Source organism: Candidatus Omnitrophota bacterium (assembly GCA_003598025.1).
In the GTDB taxonomy this organism is placed as follows: Bacteria; Omnitrophota; Gorgyraeia; order Gygaellales; family Profunditerraquicolaceae; genus Profunditerraquicola.
In genome coordinates, this window is record QZKH01000006.1 from 218,009 (window position 1) to 240,454 (window position 22,446).

The 22,446-nt window shown below is 38.3% G+C and carries 20 protein-coding genes; all 20 read left to right on the top strand.

Features of this window, described 5'->3' with window-relative positions:
- Window positions 1–3: 3 nt before the first annotated feature.
- Entirely contained in the window at window positions 4–1,926 is a 1,923-nt protein-coding gene (locus C4533_06405; protein ID RJP28099.1) for a hypothetical protein, read from the top strand.
- An 80-nt stretch (window positions 1,927–2,006) separates the two neighbouring features.
- Complete coding sequence (locus C4533_06410; GenBank protein RJP28100.1) at window positions 2,007–3,068, top strand: hypothetical protein; 1,062 nt, start codon at window positions 2,007–2,009, stop codon at window positions 3,066–3,068.
- 35 nt (window positions 3,069–3,103) lie between these two features.
- A complete protein-coding gene (locus C4533_06415) occupies window positions 3,104–4,126 on the top strand; it encodes a glycosyltransferase (GenBank protein ID RJP28101.1) in 1,023 nt (340 codons plus the stop codon).
- A 10-nt stretch (window positions 4,127–4,136) separates the two neighbouring features.
- A complete protein-coding gene (locus C4533_06420) occupies window positions 4,137–5,042 on the top strand; it encodes a glycosyltransferase (protein RJP28102.1) in 906 nt (301 codons plus the stop codon).
- Window positions 5,039–6,079, top strand: coding sequence for a GNAT family N-acetyltransferase (locus C4533_06425; GenBank protein ID RJP28103.1), 1,041 nt, complete (start codon window positions 5,039–5,041; stop codon window positions 6,077–6,079). Before C4533_06420 ends, C4533_06425 begins: the two co-directional genes overlap by 4 nt.
- Window positions 6,070–7,146, top strand: coding sequence for a radical SAM protein (locus C4533_06430; protein RJP28104.1), 1,077 nt, complete (start codon window positions 6,070–6,072; stop codon window positions 7,144–7,146). The genes C4533_06425 and C4533_06430 overlap by 10 nt, the downstream gene beginning before the upstream one ends.
- Window positions 7,125–8,201 carry a lipopolysaccharide heptosyltransferase family protein gene (locus C4533_06435; protein RJP28105.1) on the top strand — a complete coding sequence of 359 codons (1,077 nt, stop codon included), beginning with the start codon at window positions 7,125–7,127 and terminating at the stop codon, window positions 8,199–8,201. Before C4533_06430 ends, C4533_06435 begins: the two co-directional genes overlap by 22 nt.
- Window positions 8,202–8,212: 11 nt before the next feature.
- A complete protein-coding gene (locus tag C4533_06440; GenBank protein ID RJP28106.1) occupies window positions 8,213–8,965 on the top strand; it encodes an SDR family oxidoreductase in 753 nt (250 codons plus the stop codon).
- A 4-nt stretch (window positions 8,966–8,969) separates the two neighbouring features.
- On the top strand, window positions 8,970–10,187 hold the full coding sequence (locus C4533_06445; protein ID RJP28107.1) for a beta-ketoacyl-[acyl-carrier-protein] synthase family protein: 1,218 nt from the start codon (window positions 8,970–8,972) through the stop codon (window positions 10,185–10,187).
- 10 nt (window positions 10,188–10,197) lie between these two features.
- Window positions 10,198–10,440: an acyl carrier protein gene (locus tag C4533_06450; GenBank protein RJP28108.1), complete on the top strand. Its 243-nt coding sequence runs from the start codon at window positions 10,198–10,200 to the stop codon at window positions 10,438–10,440.
- Window positions 10,424–10,993 (top strand): beta-hydroxyacyl-ACP dehydratase, encoded by a 570-nt coding sequence (locus C4533_06455; protein RJP28109.1) that lies wholly within the window; start codon window positions 10,424–10,426, stop codon window positions 10,991–10,993. The genes C4533_06450 and C4533_06455 overlap by 17 nt, the downstream gene beginning before the upstream one ends.
- Window positions 10,980–12,194 carry a beta-ketoacyl-[acyl-carrier-protein] synthase family protein gene (locus C4533_06460; protein ID RJP28110.1) on the top strand — a complete coding sequence of 405 codons (1,215 nt, stop codon included), beginning with the start codon at window positions 10,980–10,982 and terminating at the stop codon, window positions 12,192–12,194. The genes C4533_06455 and C4533_06460 overlap by 14 nt, the downstream gene beginning before the upstream one ends.
- A gap of 3 nt (window positions 12,195–12,197) precedes the next feature.
- The gene (locus tag C4533_06465) at window positions 12,198–13,667 is read left to right on the top strand and encodes an NAD(P)/FAD-dependent oxidoreductase (protein ID RJP28111.1); all 1,470 of its coding nucleotides are present in this window, start codon (window positions 12,198–12,200) and stop codon (window positions 13,665–13,667) included.
- Window positions 13,667–15,130 carry a radical SAM protein gene (locus tag C4533_06470; protein ID RJP28112.1) on the top strand — a complete coding sequence of 488 codons (1,464 nt, stop codon included), beginning with the start codon at window positions 13,667–13,669 and terminating at the stop codon, window positions 15,128–15,130. Before C4533_06465 ends, C4533_06470 begins: the two co-directional genes overlap by 1 nt.
- Window positions 15,127–15,954: a polysaccharide deacetylase family protein gene (locus tag C4533_06475; GenBank protein RJP28113.1), complete on the top strand. Its 828-nt coding sequence runs from the start codon at window positions 15,127–15,129 to the stop codon at window positions 15,952–15,954. The genes C4533_06470 and C4533_06475 overlap by 4 nt, the downstream gene beginning before the upstream one ends.
- Window positions 15,921–16,700: a WecB/TagA/CpsF family glycosyltransferase gene (locus C4533_06480; GenBank protein ID RJP28114.1), complete on the top strand. Its 780-nt coding sequence runs from the start codon at window positions 15,921–15,923 to the stop codon at window positions 16,698–16,700. The genes C4533_06475 and C4533_06480 overlap by 34 nt, the downstream gene beginning before the upstream one ends.
- Before the next feature lie 35 nt (window positions 16,701–16,735).
- Window positions 16,736–18,265: a hypothetical protein gene (locus tag C4533_06485; protein ID RJP28115.1), complete on the top strand. Its 1,530-nt coding sequence runs from the start codon at window positions 16,736–16,738 to the stop codon at window positions 18,263–18,265.
- An 8-nt stretch (window positions 18,266–18,273) separates the two neighbouring features.
- The gene (locus C4533_06490) at window positions 18,274–19,434 is read left to right on the top strand and encodes a glycosyltransferase (protein ID RJP28116.1); all 1,161 of its coding nucleotides are present in this window, start codon (window positions 18,274–18,276) and stop codon (window positions 19,432–19,434) included.
- Between the two features lie 3 nt (window positions 19,435–19,437).
- On the top strand, window positions 19,438–21,273 hold the full coding sequence (asnB, locus tag C4533_06495; protein RJP28117.1) for an asparagine synthase (glutamine-hydrolyzing): 1,836 nt from the start codon (window positions 19,438–19,440) through the stop codon (window positions 21,271–21,273).
- Window positions 21,273–22,409: a glycosyltransferase family 1 protein gene (locus tag C4533_06500; GenBank protein RJP28118.1), complete on the top strand. Its 1,137-nt coding sequence runs from the start codon at window positions 21,273–21,275 to the stop codon at window positions 22,407–22,409. Before asnB ends, C4533_06500 begins: the two co-directional genes overlap by 1 nt.
- Window positions 22,410–22,446 lie beyond the last annotated feature (37 nt).

Consider the following 22,446-nt stretch of genomic DNA (forward strand, 5'->3'; position numbering starts at 1 on the left):
ATAATGGGCATAGTAAACAAAAAAGAAATAACCGCAAAAAAATTGATTATAAGCTATATCCCCATGTCGGGATCTATGTTTGAGTTCAGGTTTAAAGCCATATTAAAGAAAAAGTATCAAGATTGTTCTTTTGTTTGCCTTGACCTGCGCTCTCGCAGGATAATGGACGAAATCGGTTTGAAGTATAGCAAAACAGACAATTATCTGGATGAGAACAAAGCAGAGTTGTTTTTGAAAAGCTTTACAACCTTTTTTGACTTTTCTGAAAGCTCATTAAATATAAGCGCACTGTTGACTTCTGGCAGGTTAACCCTGAATTCCTATCTGAACATAATTAAATATGATTATTTGACCAAAGCCGGTCCTGCTTTTTTTATGGAATTTATTATCCGGGAGATTATATATAAAGAATCTCCTGATGAGGTGATTATAATATTTGAAAGGGGGATTTTTCGTAAAGTTGCTTTAAATGTTTTAAAAGAAGCAGGGATAAAGCACGGCGCCGTTAATACCGCTATTGACGGATTTATACTAAGGCCCATAGTGGCACTATTAAAAATCAAATCAGTGCTAAAGTCATTTTATCTGTATTGCTACGATGTCTTGCGATTAATAAAGAGACGTTCTTTTATATCAGCCAAGGTTTTTCAAAATAAAATCCTGTTTTCGGACCCAAGGATTCTTCCGGATAGAAGAGTAGTTGTCGCCGGCTATAATTTCGGTACGGAAATGACGCTTTCAATGGGAATACTTGATCGGCTTAGGCAAAACGGATGGCATGTGGATTTTATCAGTAGCTGTTTCAAAAACTTTACCATCCGGATGATGACAACAAACAAAATAAATGTTTTTATTCTCAATTCTATGGTCCGAATTAAAGACGGAAAAATAATAAATCAATCGCTTAAGACTATACTTAATGAAATAAGATTGAACGCTAACTCCGGCAAAGGATTATTTTATAAGCATAGCAATCTGGATTTTCTTGCTATTGATAACAAACTTCGCAGATATTTCTTTTCCTCCCGCGCAATAAAAGATATCCTGATTTATATTTTTGGGCTTCAGAAGTACATACATTTATATAAGCCAGAATTGTTAATTATTAATTCTGACGCGTCTTCTTTTGGTTATCTAGCGGTAAAGATAGCCAAAGAAAGCAATGTTGCTTCAGTTTCCTGCCCTGGTTTGTTCCAGCAATTTTTTAACAAATTTATGCCGTCTTTTGACCGAGGGTTATGCGATAAGCTGCTGGTATCGGGAGAACGGATAAAAGAACATTTAGTCAAAAATGGTTCGGCCCAAAACAGAGTGATAGCAATAGGTGTGCCTAACTGGGAGGCGGAGCTTAAAAAAAGAAGAAAATTAAATTATAAGGATTTTTGTAATAGCTTAAAGGTTTCTTCTGAAAAAGATATAATCCTTTTTACTTCGCAGGGTCTTGAGGAGGATGCTGAAATTATAAGGATGTTGATTAATTTGATGCGGGCTAATCCCGACAAACAATTAATATTTAAACTCCATCCATGTGAAAATGGCGGAGCTAAGGCGCTAAGAATAAGGCTTTCTGGGCTGAAGAATATAAAAGTAGTAGACCGGTATAATTTATGGGAATTGATCGATGCTTGCAGGATACTTATAACTTGCACATCGGTTACCGTGCTTCAGGCTATGATATTGGATAAACCAAGTATAGTTATTAAACAGGGTTTCAGGCCTTATCTCTCCGATTTTATTAAAGAGGGGGGGGTTGTTATGGCGGAAGGCCCGAAATCTCTCGATTCTACCGTTAATAGGTTAGTGAAAGACGTGCAGTTCAGACAAATGGTGATATCAAAAGGCAGAGATTTTATCGAAAAATACTGTAAAGCGCCTGTAGATACTTTGGATTATTTGACCGAAGCATTGATACGCACAGCCGGATGATTAAAGAATAACCGGTATTTAAATAACATCCTTATGATTATCTGATATGCGCATAATCATTTTTATACAAGAGGCATAATTTGGGCAACATAAAAGAATATAAAACTGAAGACAAAAATAGAATCTTTGAACTTTTAAGCAGGACGTATAATCCACAGCTGGTAAAGATTTATGAGTCTATCTGGGAATGGTTATTTACTAATAATCCATTTTTGCCCGGAGATTCAGGTTGCGTATCAATTATGGAAGAAGGTAATGATTTAGCAGGGGTAGTCTGCAGTATTTTTGCGGATGTAAAATTAAATAATTGTATCCGTAAATGCCGCTGGGCAAGTTTCTTTATTATCGATCAGCGGTACCGAGGGTCTGGAATTGAATTAGCCACGTCTGTTATGAATTCCAAATACCACCCTATGTTCGGTTTCCCGAATCCCAAAGCATCCGTCTTTGAGAAAAACTTAGGCTTTAGGCATATAGGCAATATTAAAAGTAGAATCCGTATATTTAACATTTCGTCTTTTTTTAGAAGAATCCGGATTGATGTGCCTATTCTTAGTAAGACTGCAGATATATCCACAGCCTCCGACAAAGAGCTGGATTATGATGATAATGGATTAAATATACGGAGAATATTTGATTTTGATGATACCTTTGATGATTTTTGGGAAATGGCTGCGTCAGGATATGATTATATAGTCGTCAGGAGCAGGTCATACCTGCATTGGAGATTTGTCGATTCGCCAATCAAGTATATGATTTATAAAGCTATCGGTAAGGATAATAGTCTAAAAGGGTATATCGTGCTCAGGATTCTTAAAAATAAAATAATGACTAAAGGCTATATCGTGGATATTTTTGCAAGGCAGGATGATTTTAAATCCATTAATTCATTAGTCAAGTTTTCCGTGTGTTTATTTAAGAAGGAAAAATGCGATCTTGCAGAATGCCTTATTTCTACCTCAAGGAGCGCTTACAATAGAGCATTATATCTTAACGGCTTTATCATAAACAGGCCTAAAGTAGAATTTTTGTTTTTTTCAGGCTTAGAAAGTGATATGTCACAAATCAGCGTTTTAGGCAAATGGTTCATTACTGCAGCCGACCCGGATTTAGAGATGACTAATATTTTCCCGGGAAGTTAATTTAAGCAAATTTGAGCGATTAAGGGGTAAGAGTCATGCTTCCTGAAGTATCCGTAATTATACCGACTTATAATAGATGCCTTTCTCTGGAAAAATGCCTGTATTCTTTGCTAAATCAGAGTTTTGATAAGAATGCTTATCAAGTAGTAGTAGTTGATGATGGCTCAACCGATAATACGCAAGAGGTGATAAATAAATTCCGTTTTGACAAAAACGAGAACCTTATTTACGTTAGGCAGGAGCATGGAGGCACTTCTTCTGCCTGTAATTGTGGGATAAAACAAGCGAGCTCAAATCTGCTTGCATTTACAGAAGATGACTGCATATTAAAAGCGGATTGGATTAGCCAGATCGTGGCATTTAGTAGATTTTATCCGGATGCAGACGCCTGGGGGTGTATGGTAATTAACAATTTTTTTGATAAAAACCATGGCTATAACCTGCAATTTGAGGATCTGCAATTGGCCAAAAGGCGGAAATCACGCTCTATGCATAAAATTAATGTTTTTGGTTTTGTTAATGTTTTGGCAGGGAATTGCGCTATCAGAAAGAAAGTTTTCTCGGATTTGGGCGGTTTTGATACTAATTTTATTTATTGTGAGGACGCAGAGTTTACAATAAGGATGTTAAAATACAAATATAAGGTATTGATCAATAATGATATGATTGCCCGGCACTACATTACGGCTAAATTGCCTATAAACGTAAAGAAAAATTTTAATTTCGGAGTAGGTAACAATCTTGCACTGAGAAAGCATTTTGATAAAAAAGTCATTCTTCCTTTCTATGATCCAGAAAATAATAAGTTCTTACTCAGGTTTCCGGTTATGCTCTTTTTGCATTTTGGCCGCAAAGAAGTAATTCTGGCAGTCTTTATATTTTCTGCTGTATTATTTCCGCATGTTTGCGTTTTCTTGGTTGTCGGAGGGTTTTTATACTATTCTTTAGTTTTTAGAAATATTAAAGCAGCAGCCTTCCATATGTTTTTCAATGCGGCTGTTTATCTTTCGGAGAGCATCGGATTTTTAACAGGCTATTTGCGGGTGTTTAAGCGATGAGGGGGTTTCTATGGCAGATTTAGGGGTTATAATACCTACCAGGAATAGGATAGGCCCTCTTTTTAAATGCCTGGAGTCATTAGTCAAGCAGGATTGTAGCAAGGATAAATTTGAAATATTCGTAGTTGAAGACGGCTGTAGTAGCAATATCAAGGGACTGGTTAACGATATCGCTGTTTGCGGAAATAACATAAGATATCTTAGCAACAATAAAAAAAGCGGTGCATCAGCTACTAGAAATTTAGGGTTAAAAATTTGTCACTCAGAAATCATTGCTTTTGTAGACGATGATTGCCGTTTGCCTGCGAATTGGGTAAGAAATATCTTATATTATCATAGCAAATATCCTGATGCCAAAGTTATCCAGGGTGAGGTTTTGGCCGACTCTTTAAAAAGTATATTTGAAATCTCGGAATATCTGATCTACAGTGTTTTTTTTAAGAAAAGTATATATGAGCATAATGGTATTAAATCAATAGATATCCTTAATGCAGCGAATCTTTCATTAAAAAGGAGTATCATAGACGATAAAACGCTATTTTTTCGGGAAGATTTTAAATTCTCGGAAGATATTGATCTATCCAATAGGATCCTTTCCAAAGGAACGATTTTTTTCTACGTTGAGGATATTAAGGCCTATCATTCATACAGCAGCGATATATTTTCTTTTATAAGAAGAGGCATACGCGACGGCAGGGGGGAATATTTGATTAAGTGCTCTAAAGGTGCGCCTAAACAAGACAAAATTACAGGGATTCGGGGTATTAACTTTTTTAATTTTATGGTTAAGCTATATTTCAGGGAGTTTAGCATAGGCAAATCAATGGTTTTAACCCAACTGCATATATTAAGATGCTTATTGAGGCGTTTAGGTTTTGTATTTCAATTGGTTGTAATGGCTATTATTAAAACATGATAAGAAGATTCAGAAAAGAAGATATTAAAGATTTGGCTGAATTGGCAAGTTCAGTTCTAGGGCCGACTTCAGAAAGACTTTTGCACTGGCTGTTTATTGATAACCCTTTTTTACCTAAAGGCAAGACCAACCTTGTATTGGAGGAGGATTCTAAGATAGTCGGTATGGCTTTTAATGTCTATGTTAAATTGAAATTTTATGATAGGACACTTGATGCCAGATGGGCTTGTTTTTTTGTGACTAGCCCTGATTACAGGGGTTCAGGTATTGAGCTTGCAGAACAGTATATACAGATACCGTATTATCCTTTTTTGGCTTTTTCCACCAAGAAGCATTTTATGATGGAGTCAAGATTCGGTTTTAAAAAAATCTTTGATATATGCAGCTATATCAGCATAATCGATTTTAAAAAATTATTTAGATTTAAATTAGGAAAAAATCTTTTTCTTGAGCGCATCGGAGAATTTCTAAACCGATTACTCGGGTTAGGAAGCAAGATATGCGCTGAAAGAATGCCCAAAGGTTTGAATTTTGAGGAGATTACATATTTTGACGAAAGATTTAATGATTTATGGCGTAGGTGTTCGCCATATTACCAGATACTGGTTAAAAGGGATAAAGATTACCTGAATTGGAGGTTTACGCGTTCTCCATCGCAGTACAGGATTATTGCCTTAGTTGATGATACCAAAGTTTACGGCTATATAGTTATCTCTGTGAACGAGAAGAATGGGCTTAAGAAAGGGGCTATCCTTGATTTGTTAGCAGCAAATGATAATAAAACTGCTGTCATTGATGCGCTTTTGTCTGAAGCTTTAAGATATTTCAGGAAGGAAGGATGTTATTCTGCGGATTTTCTCATTCTTACCGCGAAAAAAGAATACTTAAAGCCAATGCGCAAGCATGGTTTCTTATTTAAAAGACTGAGGTCTACCTTTGTGGTTTATAAAAAATGCGGGGGGGATATCAAGGGCTTAAGAAACTGGAAAAACTGGTTTGTCACGCGCTCTGACCCGGATTTAGAATTATGCGATTAAAATCTTATATTAAGCGTTTATCTTATTGTTCAAGCAGGGTTGTGTTCTATATTATGATATTTACACGTTTCCCGGCAGTAGCCTTGAATTATTATAGATATATTACCGGTGGCAAGAAAATAAGAGTCAGTCATTCTCCGTTGCTTGTAAATTTTTATATCACAAATAAGTGTAATTTTAATTGCCGGATGTGCCTTAGGAAAGAACAAGGATATGCCGATAGCGCCGGCATGAGAAAAGATATGGATTTAGGCAAATTCAGCGAATTGCTTGCCAAATTCAATAAATGTATCTATGTGCAGTTTGCCGGTTTAGGGGAACCGCTTTTAAATAAAGATATTTTTAAAATGATGTCTTTGGCAAGAGAAAGAAGGAAAGGGATAATTTTATATACAAATGCCGCTTTTCTCGATCAGCAGGCAGCGGTCAGGATATGTGATTTAGGGGTACATAGAGTTAACATTAGCCTGTATGGAGCAAACCCTGAAGAGTTTTTTGCTAACACTGGCAGCGACAGGCAAGATTATTATTCAGTCCTGGATAACATCAGCCGTTTGGTAAGAATCAAGAAAAGTAGAAGCCCGAGGCTTATGGTGTCAATATTATATATCTGCTCAAAACGTAACATTGACGATTGCTTAAAGGTAATTGATATAGGTAATTTACTCGGGGTCGACGAAATACACTTTAATAATTTCAATCATCAGCCTTTTGATGCGGAAGCCGGAAAGGATTGGTACTTATTTGAGGATGATATGGAAGTTGTTAAAACGGTGGCGAGAATGAGGAGCTATTACTCATATGCGCAAGTATTTGCTCCGGCTGTTTTAAAGATAAGCGCGCCTAAGAAAGCCTGTCCTTCTTACTACAAGTATATTAATATAGATTATGAAGGCAATGTTGCCGGATGCTGTAAATTTTCATACCCGGTTAAGGAGAACGGGAACATCTATTCTGATAAGGATATATTCAATACGGACCATTTTTTAAAGATGAGATCCATTTTTACCGGTAAGCACTGTGAATTGCCGCGGAATTGTAAGTTATGCCAGGAGATCTACAAGTGATAGAGCCTACAGTAGCCCCTGAGCCAGGTAAGAACTTAAGAGTTCTATTTATTGAGCTTTGCCGATTAGGAGACGTAGTTTGCGCTTTGCCTGCGATAAGGATATTCAGGGGGCATTATGCAGAAGCTGAGATAACCGTGTTAACCGAGCCCGGTTACGAAGGGATAGTTGATGCAGCCGGATGTGGATGCAAGGCCATATCCTTTGTTGGGGAAAATAAGCTTTTAAGCACCTTAAGGACGCTTTCTTATCTAAGAAAAAACAGTTTTGACTTAGTCGTCTCACTTAGCCCTGCAAAAAGAAATTCCCTCGTCGCTTTTTTTTCTAAAGCAAAGATAAAATCAGGATATTTTACTTTATTTAGGAAGATATCCGGTTTAGATGAAAGCATTGTAAAGATCTTTGTAAAGCGCAGCGTAAAAAGGGCGGGGCAATTTAAAAGGAATGAGAATATTATCAAAAGGGCTCTAAAACCGTTAGTAGCATTGGGCTTAGATGTACGGGTATTGGGAAAAACGTTATTATTACCAAAAAGCGTGGAGACTGATGCGATTGATTTTTTAACCAGGGTAAAAAAGTACAGGAAAACTATATCTGTGCAAGTTTGTTCTTCTTCAAGATTCCGGGATTGGCCAGAAGAAAACTTTATAAAATTGTTTAATTTGCTTAAGAACTACGATATATTAGTATTCGGTTCTGAGCAAGAAAGACAGAGAATTGATAGGGTTGTTAATGATTCTGATTGCAACATTATACCTGTTATCGGTTATCCGATTATTCAGGCCGCTGCCATGATAGCCAGGAGCGACCTGTTTATAGGTCTTGATTCAGGTTTGATGCATATTGCTGATTCTCTATGTGTTCCAATGGTGCTTATCTTCGGTCCATCTAACCCGGTTGTGACCGGCACCATCAATCGGACAGCTGCAATAATAAGCAAGAACTTTGAATGCAGCCCTTGCAGACAGGATATTTGCGCTAGGAAAATAAAATGCATGCGTTCTATAAATCCGGAAGAAGTCTTTAAAGAGGTCATTAAGAAAATTAACGTGTAGCAGAGTCCGCCATGAAAAAGATATTCAAGAATAAGACGGTAATTATAAGCGGAGGCTCAACTGGTATAGGCAGGGCTGTAGCCTTACATTTAGCTCAGGCCGGTGCCAATATATCATTTAGCTATTTTAAGAGTAAATATCAGGCAGAGGTATTAAGAAAAGAGCTATGCGCTCTAAAAATTAAAACAAAGGCTTATCATGTAGATATTAAGAGTTTTGAATCAGTAAGTAAATGGGTGCAAGCTTCTAAGCGTTATTTCGGTGAAATAGACGCAGTGATAAACAATGCAGGCATATTTGAGCCGTATGCCCTTGCTTTCACAAGTAAATACACGTGGAAAAAGGTTATTGATACTAATTTAGGCGGAGTATTTAACTTGAGCCAGTCGGTGATCACGGATTTTATGAAGAGGAAAAAAGGCGTGATTATAAATATTGTCTCTCTTAATGCTATAATAGGCGGTTCGCCGACTAACTATGTTGCCTCAAAATCCGGGATAATTGGTTTTACTAAATCTTTGGCCAGGGAGGTGTCTAAGTATAACATAAGGGTCAACGCTATAGCTCCGGGGTATATAGATACAGAGATGATAAAACATTTCAACCAGGACCATAGAAGGGCGCTTATATCAAGTATCCCGCTTGGGAGATTGGGATATCCTGATGATGTAGCAAAACTGGTTAAATTTTTGGTTAGCAATGAATCTTCTTACATAACCGGGCAGACCATTATAATTGACGGCGGATTTTCTATGGTACTTTAAAACAATGAATAAAAGAATCGTAATATCAGGGATAGGCATTATTTCACCTTTAGGCACGAACAAGGATGAATTCTGGAGAGCTCTTAGAAATGGAGTCTCAGGATTTAAAGCAGAAGGCCATGTTTCAGGCAGGTTTGGAGCTAGAAAAGCAGCTTTGATCAGGAACGAAACGATCAAACCGATGTTTAAGGGGGGGCAACTGGCACCCAATAGATGCTCAAATTTAGCTTATTTAGCCGCGAGGATGGCTTTAGTTGACTCAGGGTTAACTATAGATGAAAAGAACACAGATCTTTTTGGGGTATGCACAGCATCAACCTTGTCTAATTTGTCTTGTTTAGCTAAGCTGACAAGGCAAGCACTTAAAGGCGGGATGCGGGATTTGGACCCGACTTTATTACCGCATTCATTGTTGAATTCAACCTCCAGTTATATCTCGATAAAACTTAATATCCAGGGTTTTAATACCACTATATCTAATGGCCAGACATCAAGCCTGGATGCGATTGATTATGCAGCTAATTTAATCAAGCTTGACAGGGTTGCTTGTGTTATCGTTATAGGAGTCGAAGAAGTAGCCAAAGTGGTCCTGGATGCGTTTTCTAGCGAAGGGATGCTGGCAGGAAATAACGGCCGGCAGATATGTTGCCCGTTTGATAAGAGGAGAAATGGCCTGGTCCTTGGAGAAGGTGCGATCGGGCTGGTGATTGAAGATATACAACATGCGTTTTCCCGGGAAGCTAAAATCTATGCAGAGATCCTAGGATATGGAAATTATTTTTCCTGCCTGAAAGGCAGTAGATTCTCAGGGGTACAAAAAAGCATGGCTAAGTCTATAGAAAAGAGCAGATTGGATATAAGGCAGATAGATTACATAAGCGCAGCTGCAAATTCTGACCAGTTTTTAGATTTATCGGAAACCATAGCTGTAAAAAAACTATTTGGCAGCAATGCAAAAAGAATACCTGTAAGCGCGATTAAATCCATGATCGGTGAGACGATAAGTGCGGCAGGACTTTTTCAGGTTGTTTCTGCCATCGGGATGATGCATAACAATTTTGTCGCACCCACAATAAATTACAGGGTAAGAGACCCTGGTTGTGACTTAGAATATATCCCAAATAAATCTATTGTAAAGAAGATTAATACCGCGTTGATAAATAATATTGGTTTTACGGGCAGCAGCTCAACACTTATTATATCCAAGCCTCAGCCGAATTAAAGGAGTCAGCATGATTAAAGATCTTAATAAAGAAGTCATAAAAATAATATCTAAGGTTATTGCTATAAAGCCTGATAGGATTACCCCTGATTCCGATCTTTTTAGGGATTTGGGCGCCGATTCTCTTAAGGCGATAGAGATTGTTGCGGCAATTGAAAAAAAGTATAAACTCAAGCTGGAGATTAAAAGGATTGCCAAGATTAAAACTCCCGGACAAATAATCAATTTGATTGAAGATGCCTTTAAAAAATGAAGCTCCTCGGGATAAAGCCCGAGGTTTCTTAGAGCGGAATACCGAGCGTACACACTCCATCCGCACCTTGAAAGGTACGGTTTTGTTGCCGCGAACGCATAAAATAAGCAGGTCTTTAAATCCGGAAGACCTGCTTCCCCAAAAGCGCCCGTTTATTTTTGTAGATAAGATCCTGGGATATGAGAGATCAAAGAAAATTGTCGCGCTCAAGCATCTCAGGAAAAACAGTTTTTTTCTAAAAGGCCACTTTCCAGGGAATCCAATTATGCCCGGGGCCTTGATTGTTGAGGCTATGGGCCAGGCAAGCATTATGCTTTTCTACTTAAGCAACCCAAGCTTTTCCCCCCACAGTTGTAATCACTATTTAGTAAAGGTTGAAGCCACGTTTTTGTTTCCTATTCGGCCTAAGGAAGATATTGTCTTGGAGTCAAAGATAACGCATAGTACAGGCGAGTCCGCTATATTTGATACTTGTGCGCGGGTGGGTTCAAAGATTGCCTCTACCGCAAAGATATATCTTGTAATCAAGAAAAAAAACCATGGCGCAAAATAGAAGAGTAGCCGTAACTGGCTTAGGCGTTGTTTCGTCTGTTGGGATTGGTAAAGATCATTTTTGGAATTCGATTTCAAATGGAAAAAGCGGGATTACAAGAATAAAATCTTTTGACACCAGCGCTTTTGATTGCCATTACGGCGGTGAAGTCAAAGGTTTCTCTGTATTTGATTTTCTTGATGATAAAAACGTTGCTTTACTTGGCAGGAACTCTCAATTTGCAATAATTTCTTCTTTTTTGGCGCTTAAAGATTCCGGCTATAGATTGGATACATTAAAAAGAGAAAAAACGGGTGTAATCCTGGGGACAGTCTTTGGCGAAAAGGGAATGGAGCATTCTTTAGAGGTGGCAGCGCAAAGAAAACCTGATAAAATTACATACTCTCAGATAGCAAGCTCTTTACCTAATTGTATATCTTCAAATGTGGCAGCGTATTTTTCTTTATCAGGCAGGAATTCTGTGATCCCTGCTGCATGCGCAGCAGGCAATTATTCAATAAGCCACGCGTTTGATTTAATAAAATCCGGAGATTTGAATTGTGCCTTAGCCGGAGCTTCGGATTACTTCTCTAAAGCGGCTTTTTATTCATTTAACCGCTTGTATGCAATGGCGCCAAGAAAATGCCAGCCATTTGATAAAAACAGAAAAGGAATGCTTTTGGGTGAAGGCAGCGCCATCCTGTTTCTGGAGACAGTTGATTCTGCCTTAAAGAGAGGGGCGCATATTTATGCCGAGATACTTGGGTATGGGCTTTCTTGTGATGCTCGCCATTTAACAGCGCCCAGCCAGCAGGGTATTGAAAAATGTATCGTAAAGGCGCTTCGCTATTCAGGAATAGGGAACAGGCAGGTAGATTATATCAGCGCCCATGGCACAGGTACTTACTCTAATGACCGGACGGAATGCGCGGCGATCAAGAGGATATTCCCGGGTTACAAATCTATTCCGGTCAGTTCCATTAAATCAATGCTTGGGCATACATTAGGAGCTGCTTCCAGTATTGAAGCTGTTGCTTGTTGCCTCAGTCTGGAAAAAGGTATTATCCCGCCGACAATTAATTTCAGGACTACAGATAAGGAGTGCGACGTTGACTGCGTGCCGAATAAAGCGAGAAAGAAGAATATTAAGGTTGTTTTGAACAACGGATTTGCTTTCGGAGGCAATAATTGTTGCGTAGTTTTTAAAAAATGGGGTAAATGATCAATGACAGAGTATGATGCGATTATAATCGGTTCAGGGCTTGGCGGCCTTGGGAGTGCCGCAGTACTGGCAAAAGAAAAAAAGAATGTCCTAGTATTGGAGAAAAACCATTATTTCGGCGGGTATGCTGTTGTTTTCCAGAGAAAGGGATTTAAGTTTGATTTGTCTTGTCATAGTATTAACAGTTTTAAAGGTGTAACTCCCGATATACTTGACCGATGCGGTATTAAAGGCAAAATTAACCTGATTAAACCTAAATTCGCCTATCATTCGTTTTTCCCCGGTTATGATTTTACCTGTATGCAGTCCGGGCCAGATATGTTTAAACGAATCTTATTTAGCTCTTTTCCCAAAGAAAGGCGTAATATTTCCAAGCTGATTAGTTTAATGTCGAATATCTATTACGGGTTTAAAAACTCATCCGGTCCTGATTCAGGGTATATTTCACGTGATCTAATTAAATTTGCTAATTTGACCTGTTCTCAGGTAATCAATAGATTTCTCAAGGATAGAACGTTAAGGAGCATTTTTGGCCAATTATATTTTTTCTTCGGGTCTTCATTAAAGAAAACATCTTTTCTGAACTTTTGTAACATTTTTTTTGATTATCTTTGCAAAGGTTCATATTTGATTGAGGGCGGATCTAATAAACTTGTAGATGAATTAGTAGCAGTTATCAGGAAGAATGGCGGCAGGCTAGTATTGGATTCTGAAGTCACAAAAATAATCATTGGAAAAAATAATGTAAGCGGGGTTGTTACTAAGGATGGAAAAGAATATCTTTGTAAAGATGTTATTTCCGATATTTCTCCGGATATTGTATTCCGGAAACTTATTGACAGGCGCCATTTGGGCGATGGTCTAGATGCGCTTGATTCTTTAGAGCCTTCGATTTCGGCTTTTGCTGTTTTTGTCGGGACAAAATGTGATTATAAAAGTTTGTTGCCTTTTGAATTCTTGATGTTTTTAAATACAGGTTCTAGCCTGGATAGGCAATTCCAGGCGGCGTTAAAGTGTGACTTTAAAAATACAACCCTAGCCGTAACTTTATTTTCAAATATTGATTCAAGTTATGCCCCTTTAGGTAAATCGAGCCTCTCTATTATCAGCCTTTCCGGATACAATTTCTGGAAAGGGCTTAAAAACGATGAATATCTCTCAGTTAAAGAAAAGTGTGCGGATATACTGGTAAATAGAGCTAATGATATCCTGCCTGGGTTAACAGATTCCATTGAAATAAGGAATATCGCTACGCCATTAACCATGGAAAGATACACAGGTAATTACCGTGGTGCTATATACGGAGCTGCGCGCCATACCCGAAGATTAAACATAGCAAGCCTGTTGCGTGAATCAAAAATTAATAATCTCTACTTTGCCGGGGCCTGGTCTTCGCGCGGTGGAGGATATCTTGGCTCATTGCAATCAGGAGTTATCGCTGCGGAGTCAGCCTTAGATAGAGGTATGCAATAATGAAGGTAATAATTTCTTATCCGCCCTTACAAGGGAAAGGTTTCCCCATGCTTCGCCAGGCACGTCAGTTTCAATGGGTCTCTATCCCGTCGCATATTTATCCTATTATATCTGCGTCTGCATTGACGCTTCTTAAAAAAGATGGTTTTGATGCTGTTTTTAATGATTGCCTTTTAGAGAAATGGCCTGAGCAGAAGTTTTTCGATTTTATCGATCTCCAACAACCCGATGTGATTGCCTTTGAAACTAAAACCCCGGTAATAAAATCTCACTGGAGGATAATAGACAGGATAAAAGAACGCAATCAGAAAGTTAAGGCCGTGCTTATGGGGGATCATGTGAGTGTTTTTCCCGAGGAATCGCTTAATAATTGCAAGGTTGATTATGTGATTACGGGAGGAGATTACGACCTTGGCCTTTTGGGCCTGGCTAAGCACTTAAGAGAAGGGTCTCCTTTTCCTAAGGGGATATGGTGCAGGCAGGAGGCAGGGCTGTTTAACAGCGGCTCAGCTGAAACGAACGCAGACCTGAACAAACTGCCTTTTATTAATAGAGAGCTGACTCCGTGGAAGCTTTACGGCGAGAAATGGAAGAGGCGTTACCCGTTTGCCTATACTATGGCAGGCAGGGATTGTCCTTATGGCAGATGCAGTTTTTGTTCCTGGGCCAATATCTATCCGAATTTCAGGGTAAGAGAACCGGATAATTTTTTAGAGGAGATCGATATCCTTGTGAATAAATATGGCGCCAGGGAGATATTTGATGACACAGGGACTTTTCCTCAAGGTGCCTGGCTTGAAAAGTTTTGTAATGGTATGGTCAAAAAAAAGTTTAATAAAAAAATTATTTTTTCTTGCAACAGCCGGTTTGATTATTTGACAGAAGATAATGCCAGGCTGATGAAAATGGCTGGTTTCAGGAAATTGAAACTTGGCCTTGAGTCAGCCAGCCAAGAGACTTTAGACAGGATAAACAAAGGGATAACTATTGAACAGGTAAAAAATGGCTGCAGACTCGCTGCCAAAGTTGGATTAAATGTGCATCTTACGGTTATGTTTGGTTATCCTTGGGAAAAGAAAAGCGATGTGCTTAGGACGATAAATTTCGTAAGAGGCCTGCTGAATAAAGGCCATATAGAGATGCTGCAATCTACGCTCCTTGTGCCATATCCGGGGACTGCTTTATTCAATGACGGCTTAGCTAATGGCTGGTTTAGATTTGACCATAGAGAATACGAAAGATACGGTATGCAGGAGGCGGTCTTTAAAACTATGGATATCTCGAGCGAAGAATTGAAGGTTTTATGCAGGAAAACATATGGCTTATTTTTTTCACCGCCGTACATTCTTAAGAAAATCATTAATAAGGATTTTATTGGCAACTTGAATTATTTCATTAAGGGTGCAGTGGCTATGGCTGGCCACTCTATTGATTTTTCCGGTGGTAGAGGCAAAAACATATGAAAAGAATATTACAATTTGCTGCTTTATCAGTAGTATATTTAATAAGTTTCATTATCTACTATTCCGGATTGTTTAAAGTCATAGTTTTTGTCAGAAAAAAAATACTTAAGAAAACAAGGGTTATCGTCCTTGCTTATCATAGTATTGCCGATTATTCGCCCGTCTACGCAAACAAGAAAGAGTTTATTACGCCTATAAGGCAATTCAGAAGGCAGGTATCATACTTGAAAAATAATTTTCATATTGTGCCGTTTGAAGAATTTAAAAGCATTTTACAGAATGGCCGGGTAAATGAAGATATAGCTGTATTAACATTTGATGATGGGCACCGGGATGTTTTTTCTAACGCACTAAGCATAATATCGGAATTTAAGCTACCGGCAGTTTTTTTCTTAACTACCGGATTTATCGGCAGAGAAAACTATCTTACCTGGGAGCAGGTCAATATGATGAGAGCAAGAGGGTTTGAATTCGGCTGTCATACTGTTACTCACCCTCATTTGGATAGAATAAGCAGTGATATGGTAAAAAGAGAAGTTATGGAATCAAAACTGGAGTTAGAGAAGAGAATCGGCAAAGAGATAAACTATTTTTCTTACCCCTACGGTGATTATAATGAAAGTGTTGTCAGCATTATTAAAGAATGCGGGTTCAGCGCTGCTGTAACGACCGAAGACTCAAATTGTGATCTATCCAGTACCGACCTTTTCAGGATAAACAGGAAAACAGTATTAAACAGGCCATTTTGTTTTTTTGTCCTTAAAATTGAAGGTTTATTTGAGGGCGGTTTTTGGGAATATATAAGGAAAAAGATATTTTACTAGCTATGGCAGAGGCGATTGACTTTTTTGGAGTTAAAGTTTCTAAGTTCACCAAGCGCACCGCAGCCGATGAGATTGTTAATCTTGGGGTAAGCGGCAAAAGCAAATTCATTACTTATCTTAATGCCCATTGTTTTAATTTATTCTGTTCCAATGAGGAGTATAGAAAATATATTTTATCAGCTGATTGTATTTATGCAGACGGTCAATCCATAGTATGGGCCTCTAAACTATCGGGAGGACGTTTGCCAGAAAGAATCAATGCCTCAGATTTAATCGAAGATATCTGCTTAAAAGCCAGAGCCGGTAACATGAAATTATTTATTTTATGCCATAGCAAAGAGACGTGCGAAAAAACAATAAGTAATTTAACCAGGGAATTTCCCGGTTTAAAAATCTCAGGTTGCTACGTCTCCGGAGACTCCGGTAGCGAAAATGACTTAGTAAATATAATTAATCAATATAAGCCGGATATATTGATGGTCGGCTTGGGGCCCCCCTACCAGGAAGGTTTTATTTACAGAAACAGAAATAGTCTCAATGTTAATTTATGTTGGGCAGTAGGTGGTTTGTTCGATTTATTATCGGGAAAATTTAAGAGGGCCCCTTTATGGATCAGAAAGTACGGGCTTGAATGGCTATTCAGGCTGTCCCAAGAACCCAAGAGGCTTTGGCGTAGGTATCTATTAGGCAATTTTATCTTTATTTTCAATATCATTAAATCCAGTGTTAGAATAAAAGCTTCTTGAATGCCTTATTTTTAGCTGCATAATATTAAACATATATGTCATTAAACAACAGCATAAAATTCAGATATATTGTTTTTGCGGTGATTGTATTGTATTTCTTGCCTCTATTTATCCAGATTACAACGCAGCCAAAGCCGTTTTTAAGATTTTCTTTGCCGTATATTTTCACCCAGTTTGTTGATGAACATCAATATTTTATAATGTTAAACAGCATTTTAAAAGACGGAGACCTGGATTTAAAGAATAATTACCAGAATATAGCGTTCAACGGTTCTTCAGACGGCGGCATGCTTACCAGGGGCAGAATTGTTGAGAGGAATACATTTGTAGTCAATAAGCAGGGAATACGTGTTGCAGACGGCAATGACCCGTCTTATTACAGGGATGCTTTTATTAGCGGAGAGCTTAAAGCAGGGAACAACAGCTATGAGCTTAGCCAGTTAAAGGAATACTCTCTTAGCTCTCCCGGATTGCCGATTTTGCTATCTTTTCTGCTTTTTCCGTTTAAATCGCTACCCGGCCTGGAGCCGGCAACAATATTCATCAGTACACTGGTTTCTTTGCTGGGGCTTTTTTTTCTGTTCAGATTATTAAGTTGCTTCACTGAAAACAAAAACGCAGCACTATTCATTACCTTGTGTTTTGGGTTAGCTACGCCGGTATGGTATTATGCCGGGGTATTTGGGAAAGAGAGTTTTGTATTCTTTTTGTTAAGCCTGGCTTTATATTTATTATTTTGCAGGAAGCGCTATTTATTGGTCGGTTTGGTGATTGCCCTGGCAGCATATATAAGAAACCCTTTGTTTTTATCATCTTTTTTATTCTTTGTTTATGAATTAAAGCCCGCAAAGGTCAAGGAAAGGTTGCCGCTGATTATCCCCAGTATCTTGATGCTGCCTGTCGTCATCTTTACCCACAGGTACTATTGGTATAATTGTTTTATGGAATTAATAATTTATTTATCAGGCAGCGGGCATTATCTAAAATTATTATTTCCTTTTTTAGCAGTTTCTTTTTTGATATCCATGGCGGTATTGTCGGGTTATAGCCCGGTAAGTAAAAGATTGAAAATCTGGTTATACGCGGTATCTTTACCGGCATTCACATCTCTATTGTATATAGCTTTAAAGAACGCAGGAGTTTTGTTTGGTTTTATGTTTTCTTTGGAATACGGATTGCTTACCTTTACCCCGTTCATCATTTATTCTTTTTTTGGGCTGGCGCTTATCTTTAAGAAAGACAAAAGATTATTTAGCTTTATACTGGTCAATACACTGCTGTTATTTCTGTATTACGCAAATTTCTGGGACCGTAGGGAACCCAATCCTTTTGGTTGGGCTAACAGGTATTTGATCGCATCTTTTCCATTCCTGGCTATAGCTCTTCTAGAGTGGTATAAAGTTAATAGGAGCAGGTTAGCCAAAGCTTTATTCCTGTTTCTTTTAAGCGCAGCTTTTCTAATAAATGCAGAAGGAGTTTTTGCCAACCACCTGGTTAGAAAATTCAATATACTGGAAATGTGGTCTAAAACCGCTGTTGTGGCAGAAAGGTTTCTTGCCCGATAATTACGGATATGCCGATAAGATATAAGGTTGCAATTATAAGCAACAATGATTTCTCAGCACTTGATCTTCCTTTAAATTTAGCCAAGATTTTAAGCCTGAATGATTTTACGGTAGATATTATTGCTCCGTCAGATTCCAAAGTTATTGTCGATAGCCTAAGCCCCGGCATAAGGTTTATAAAACTGGCAATGTTAATAAAAAACTCGCATAGATTCAGAAGCTTGGAGTTTTGGGTAAGAGTGTTGCTATCTGCTGGTTCGGGTTACGATGCCGTAATCGGGGTTGATAATGTCGGTTTTGTTGCTGCACATATCTTTAAAAAAATAAAAAGGGCTAAAACACTGGTTTATTATGCCCTGGAATTGTCATTACCTAGCGAGCATTGGTGGGTATTTGCAAATCATTATTTGAAATTTTTCTGTAAGCATAGTGATATAGTAATATCGACAGGCATCGAAAGGGCCAGCATAATGCAGAAAGAATTCGGGCTTAAAACCCCCCCAACAATAATACATAATTGTCCCATGCGGCACGAAATTAAAAAAAACGGTCAGCTTGAAAGAACCTTGAGGGTAAAATTGGGAGTAGATTTTAAGTTTATTGTCATCTATCATGGAGGGCTAAATCATGACCGGGCAGTAATTAATTTGATAAATTCAGCAGAAAAATTAGAGGAGGAAATAGTTTTAGCAATAATGGGTTTTGGCGACCCGGGATATATTGAGAAGCTCAGGCGCCTGATAAAGTCTAAGCGCCTGGAGAAAAAAATATTATTATTAGGCTGGCTTGACTTATCAAAAACGGAGCTTTTGGATTTTATTTCAGGTGCTGATATAGGCATAGCCCTGCATTTTTATAAAAAGGATAATAGCCCCGGGGCTGTTTATTGGACCCCGAATAAAATTTTTGAATACATGGCTTGCGGGCTGCCCATGGTTACTTCTGATAACCCCTCATTAAATTTCATAACTGACCTTGGGGTAGGTAGTTGCGTCAATCCGGATGACCCCGGAGAGATAGCCGAAGCAGTCAATAATATTTATAATAATAAGGATATGTGTGATAAAATGAAACATAATTGCAGGAGGTTATTTGATTCAGAGTTCAATTATGAAAAGCAGTCTCGAAACCTGGTTTCTCTTATCAGGGAAAAGTGCCGGAGTAATTGATTTATGTGCGGTATAGCCGGAATCTTTAATTTTGAGCCTTTTAGCAGAGTAGGCGATAACTTTATTAACCGTTTCAGCAGCTCTTTACACAATAGGGGGCCTGATGATAACGGTTTTTTTATAGACCATAACAAAGGGATTTGTTTTGTGCATACCCGTTTATCGGTAATAGACTTAAGCAGCGCCGGGCACCAGCCAATGTCCAGCCGTGACGGAAAAGTAAAAATAGTTTATAACGGAGAGATATATAATTATCCTGAACTTCGCCGTCAATTACAATCTTTAGGCAGGGATTTCTTATCTAATTCTGATACGGAAGTTATAATACAGGGCTACCAGGAATGGGGAATAGAAAAGCTGCTGCATAGCCTTAGGGGCATGTTTGCTCTGGCGATATTTGATAGCAGCTCCGGCAGGGATAAGCTGATCCTTGCGCGTGACAGGTTTGGGATTAAGCCGCTTTATTATTATTTAAATAATAACTTGATTCTTTTTTCTTCTACGGTTGATTCTATTAAGAATAACGGATTAGTTGAGCTTGAGCATGAGCGCGCATCAAGAAGCACACTTTTGATTTTCGGCCATATTCCGGAACCCTACACTATCCTTAAGGATGTCTTAGCTTTAGAAGCCGGAAGCTATTTAACTATCAGTAAAGAAGGTCCGAGACTGACCAAATATTACGACCTCGGTAAGGCAGTATCAGAATCGGAGCGATTGAGGGATGCGGCGATGGTCAAAAAAAGCCTGCAAAAGGCGTTAGAAGAGGCTGCTAATATCCATCTCTTAAGCGATGTTCCTTTAGGGATATTCTTAAGCGGGGGGATTGATTCATCCGCATTAGTGGCTTTCTCTAGCTTGAATAGAAGAGGCGCTATTTCTACCGTATCGCTAGTTTTTGACGAGAAAGAATATTCAGAGGGCTACTATCAAAAATTAGTCGCAGATAAATTCAATACTATTCATAATGAATATAAGATAACTGAAAATGGCTTCTATGATGAAATGGATAATATTTTTAAGGCGATGGATCAGCCATCTATCGATGGAATTAATACCTTTTTTGTCTCTCTTGCCGCTAAAAACTCTGGTTTAAAAGTAGTTTTGTCTGGCGCAGGCGCAGATGAAGTTTTTTGCGGTTATGATTATTTCGGGAAGGTAGATACTCTTAAGTTTTTAAGCCGGTTATCAGAAGTTTGGCATAAGCCGTTTTCTCTATTTGAGGGTTTAGAAAATAAATTTAGAAAGTTGTCTTATCTTGGAGAACGGTCCGGGCTAAGCAGCTATTTGTCTTTAAGGGCTATTTTAAACTTTAAAGAGATAATTGATATACTGGGGGTTTCCAGAGAAAGCCTGCGTAACATTATTGGCAGATATTCTCAAGATCTGCCCTTTGGAATGTCCCCAAACATCAATTGGCTTTCTTCTATGGAGATAAATATGTATCTAAAGAATCAATTATTAAAAGATATGGATGTAATGAGCATGTACCATTCCATAGAAACCAGAGTGCCTTATTTAGACCATAAGCTGATTGAGTTTGTTATGTCCGTGGACCCCGGATTAAAAGTAGATAAGCTTTTACCCAAGCCCCTATTGGCAAATTTAGTTAAAGGCCTGCTTCCGCAAGAGCTTATTTCCAGGAAAAAGCAAGGTTTTGTTTTCCCGATGAATGAATGGTTAAAAAGCCAGAAGGGTAGAGATTTATTTTTTGATTCAGCCAGGGCCGTGGGTATCAAGAATGCCTTTTCCTTAAGGCTTTGGAATAGGTTCCGCAAAAATAATCAGCTATGGGCAGCAATCTGGGCTATTATTGTCATACATAGAAAGGCAGCGTAATGAAAATACTGTTATTAATCCCCGATTTAACTTCAGGGAGAGGAGGGATACAGGCTTACTGCAATAGTTTCATAAAAGCACTTTTATCTTTAAAACATGAAATAGCTGTGATTTCATTAAACGATAATACGGATACCCGTCATAATAAGAGCGAGTATCCGTTTTTTTATTCATCAAGATGCAGATTTTTTAGAAAGCCGAGTTTTATTCTGAGAAGTATTATCGAGGCGCTAAGATTCAGGCCGTCTCTAATAATATGCGGGCACCTAAATTTGGCTCCGTTAGCTTTATTAATAAAAAAGCTATTTGGCATAAGGTACTTTACGATAATTTATGGTATTGAAGTAAAAAGAATCGATAAGCTGAAACTAAGAGGGCTTGCCGGTTCTGAAAACATAATTTCTTTGAGTAATTTCACAAAAAAGATGCTCATGGATAACTCAAAGTTTCTTGCAGAAAGCCGGGTTCATATTGTTGAACCTACTTTTGATGAGCATATATTTAAACCCGGGCCAAAACCAGCATATTTAATGGATAAGCATAATATCCGCGATACAGATATAGTGCTATTGACTATAGCCAGACTATCCGCTAAAGAGAAATATAAAGGTTATGATGAGGTTATCAAGGCTTTAGGTTTACTACGCAAAGATTATCCCGGGATGAAATATATTATTGCCGGCTCAGGAGATGATTCAGGCAGGATAGCCTCTTTGATCGAAGAAGAAGGGCTTAAAGACGCAGTGATATTGGCAGGATATATTTCAAGCGAAAAACAAGCTTTAGATTATTATAGATTAAGTGATATTTTTGTTATGCCTAGCAAAGCTGAAGGGTTTGGAATAGTCTTTTTAGAGGCCCTTGCTTGCGGCAAGCCGGTGATTGCGGGTAATGCCGATGGCTCAGTAGAAGCTTTAATGCGCGGAGCTTTAGGCCAGCTCGTCAACCCTTATGATCATATTGAGATTTCAAAAGCAATAAGCAGGGTTGTTAGGCAAGAGATAGCACCTAACCTCCTCAGCCCTAATTACTTAAATAAAGAAGTAAAAAACGAATTCGGCTATAATGTTTTTACCGGAAGAATAGGCAGGATTATAGAAAATTTATATAGTAAACATACAGTTGGCAAGCTATAATAATACAAAATCAGTCCCTTTTAATTAATTTACGATT

Coding starts and splice junctions, on each gene's coding strand:
- C4533_06450 (RJP28108.1), top strand. CDS start 10,198: ATGATTAAAGATCTTAATAAAGAAGTCATAAAAATAATATCTAAGGTT.
- C4533_06425 (RJP28103.1), top strand. CDS start 5,039: ATGATAAGAAGATTCAGAAAAGAAGATATTAAAGATTTGGCTGAATTG.
- C4533_06445 (RJP28107.1), top strand. CDS start 8,970: ATGAATAAAAGAATCGTAATATCAGGGATAGGCATTATTTCACCTTTA.
- C4533_06455 (RJP28109.1), top strand. CDS start 10,424: ATGCCTTTAAAAAATGAAGCTCCTCGGGATAAAGCCCGAGGTTTCTTA.
- C4533_06415 (RJP28101.1), top strand. CDS start 3,104: ATGCTTCCTGAAGTATCCGTAATTATACCGACTTATAATAGATGCCTT.
- C4533_06460 (RJP28110.1), top strand. CDS start 10,980: ATGGCGCAAAATAGAAGAGTAGCCGTAACTGGCTTAGGCGTTGTTTCG.
- C4533_06485 (RJP28115.1), top strand. CDS start 16,736: ATGTCATTAAACAACAGCATAAAATTCAGATATATTGTTTTTGCGGTG.
- C4533_06440 (RJP28106.1), top strand. CDS start 8,213: ATGAAAAAGATATTCAAGAATAAGACGGTAATTATAAGCGGAGGCTCA.
- C4533_06435 (RJP28105.1), top strand. CDS start 7,125: ATGCCAGGAGATCTACAAGTGATAGAGCCTACAGTAGCCCCTGAGCCA.
- C4533_06465 (RJP28111.1), top strand. CDS start 12,198: ATGACAGAGTATGATGCGATTATAATCGGTTCAGGGCTTGGCGGCCTT.
- C4533_06475 (RJP28113.1), top strand. CDS start 15,127: ATGAAAAGAATATTACAATTTGCTGCTTTATCAGTAGTATATTTAATA.
- C4533_06430 (RJP28104.1), top strand. CDS start 6,070: ATGCGATTAAAATCTTATATTAAGCGTTTATCTTATTGTTCAAGCAGG.
- C4533_06470 (RJP28112.1), top strand. CDS start 13,667: ATGAAGGTAATAATTTCTTATCCGCCCTTACAAGGGAAAGGTTTCCCC.
- asnB (RJP28117.1), top strand. CDS start 19,438: ATGTGCGGTATAGCCGGAATCTTTAATTTTGAGCCTTTTAGCAGAGTA.
- C4533_06420 (RJP28102.1), top strand. CDS start 4,137: ATGGCAGATTTAGGGGTTATAATACCTACCAGGAATAGGATAGGCCCT.
- C4533_06500 (RJP28118.1), top strand. CDS start 21,273: ATGAAAATACTGTTATTAATCCCCGATTTAACTTCAGGGAGAGGAGGG.
- C4533_06490 (RJP28116.1), top strand. CDS start 18,274: ATGCCGATAAGATATAAGGTTGCAATTATAAGCAACAATGATTTCTCA.
- C4533_06405 (RJP28099.1), top strand. CDS start 4: ATGGGCATAGTAAACAAAAAAGAAATAACCGCAAAAAAATTGATTATA.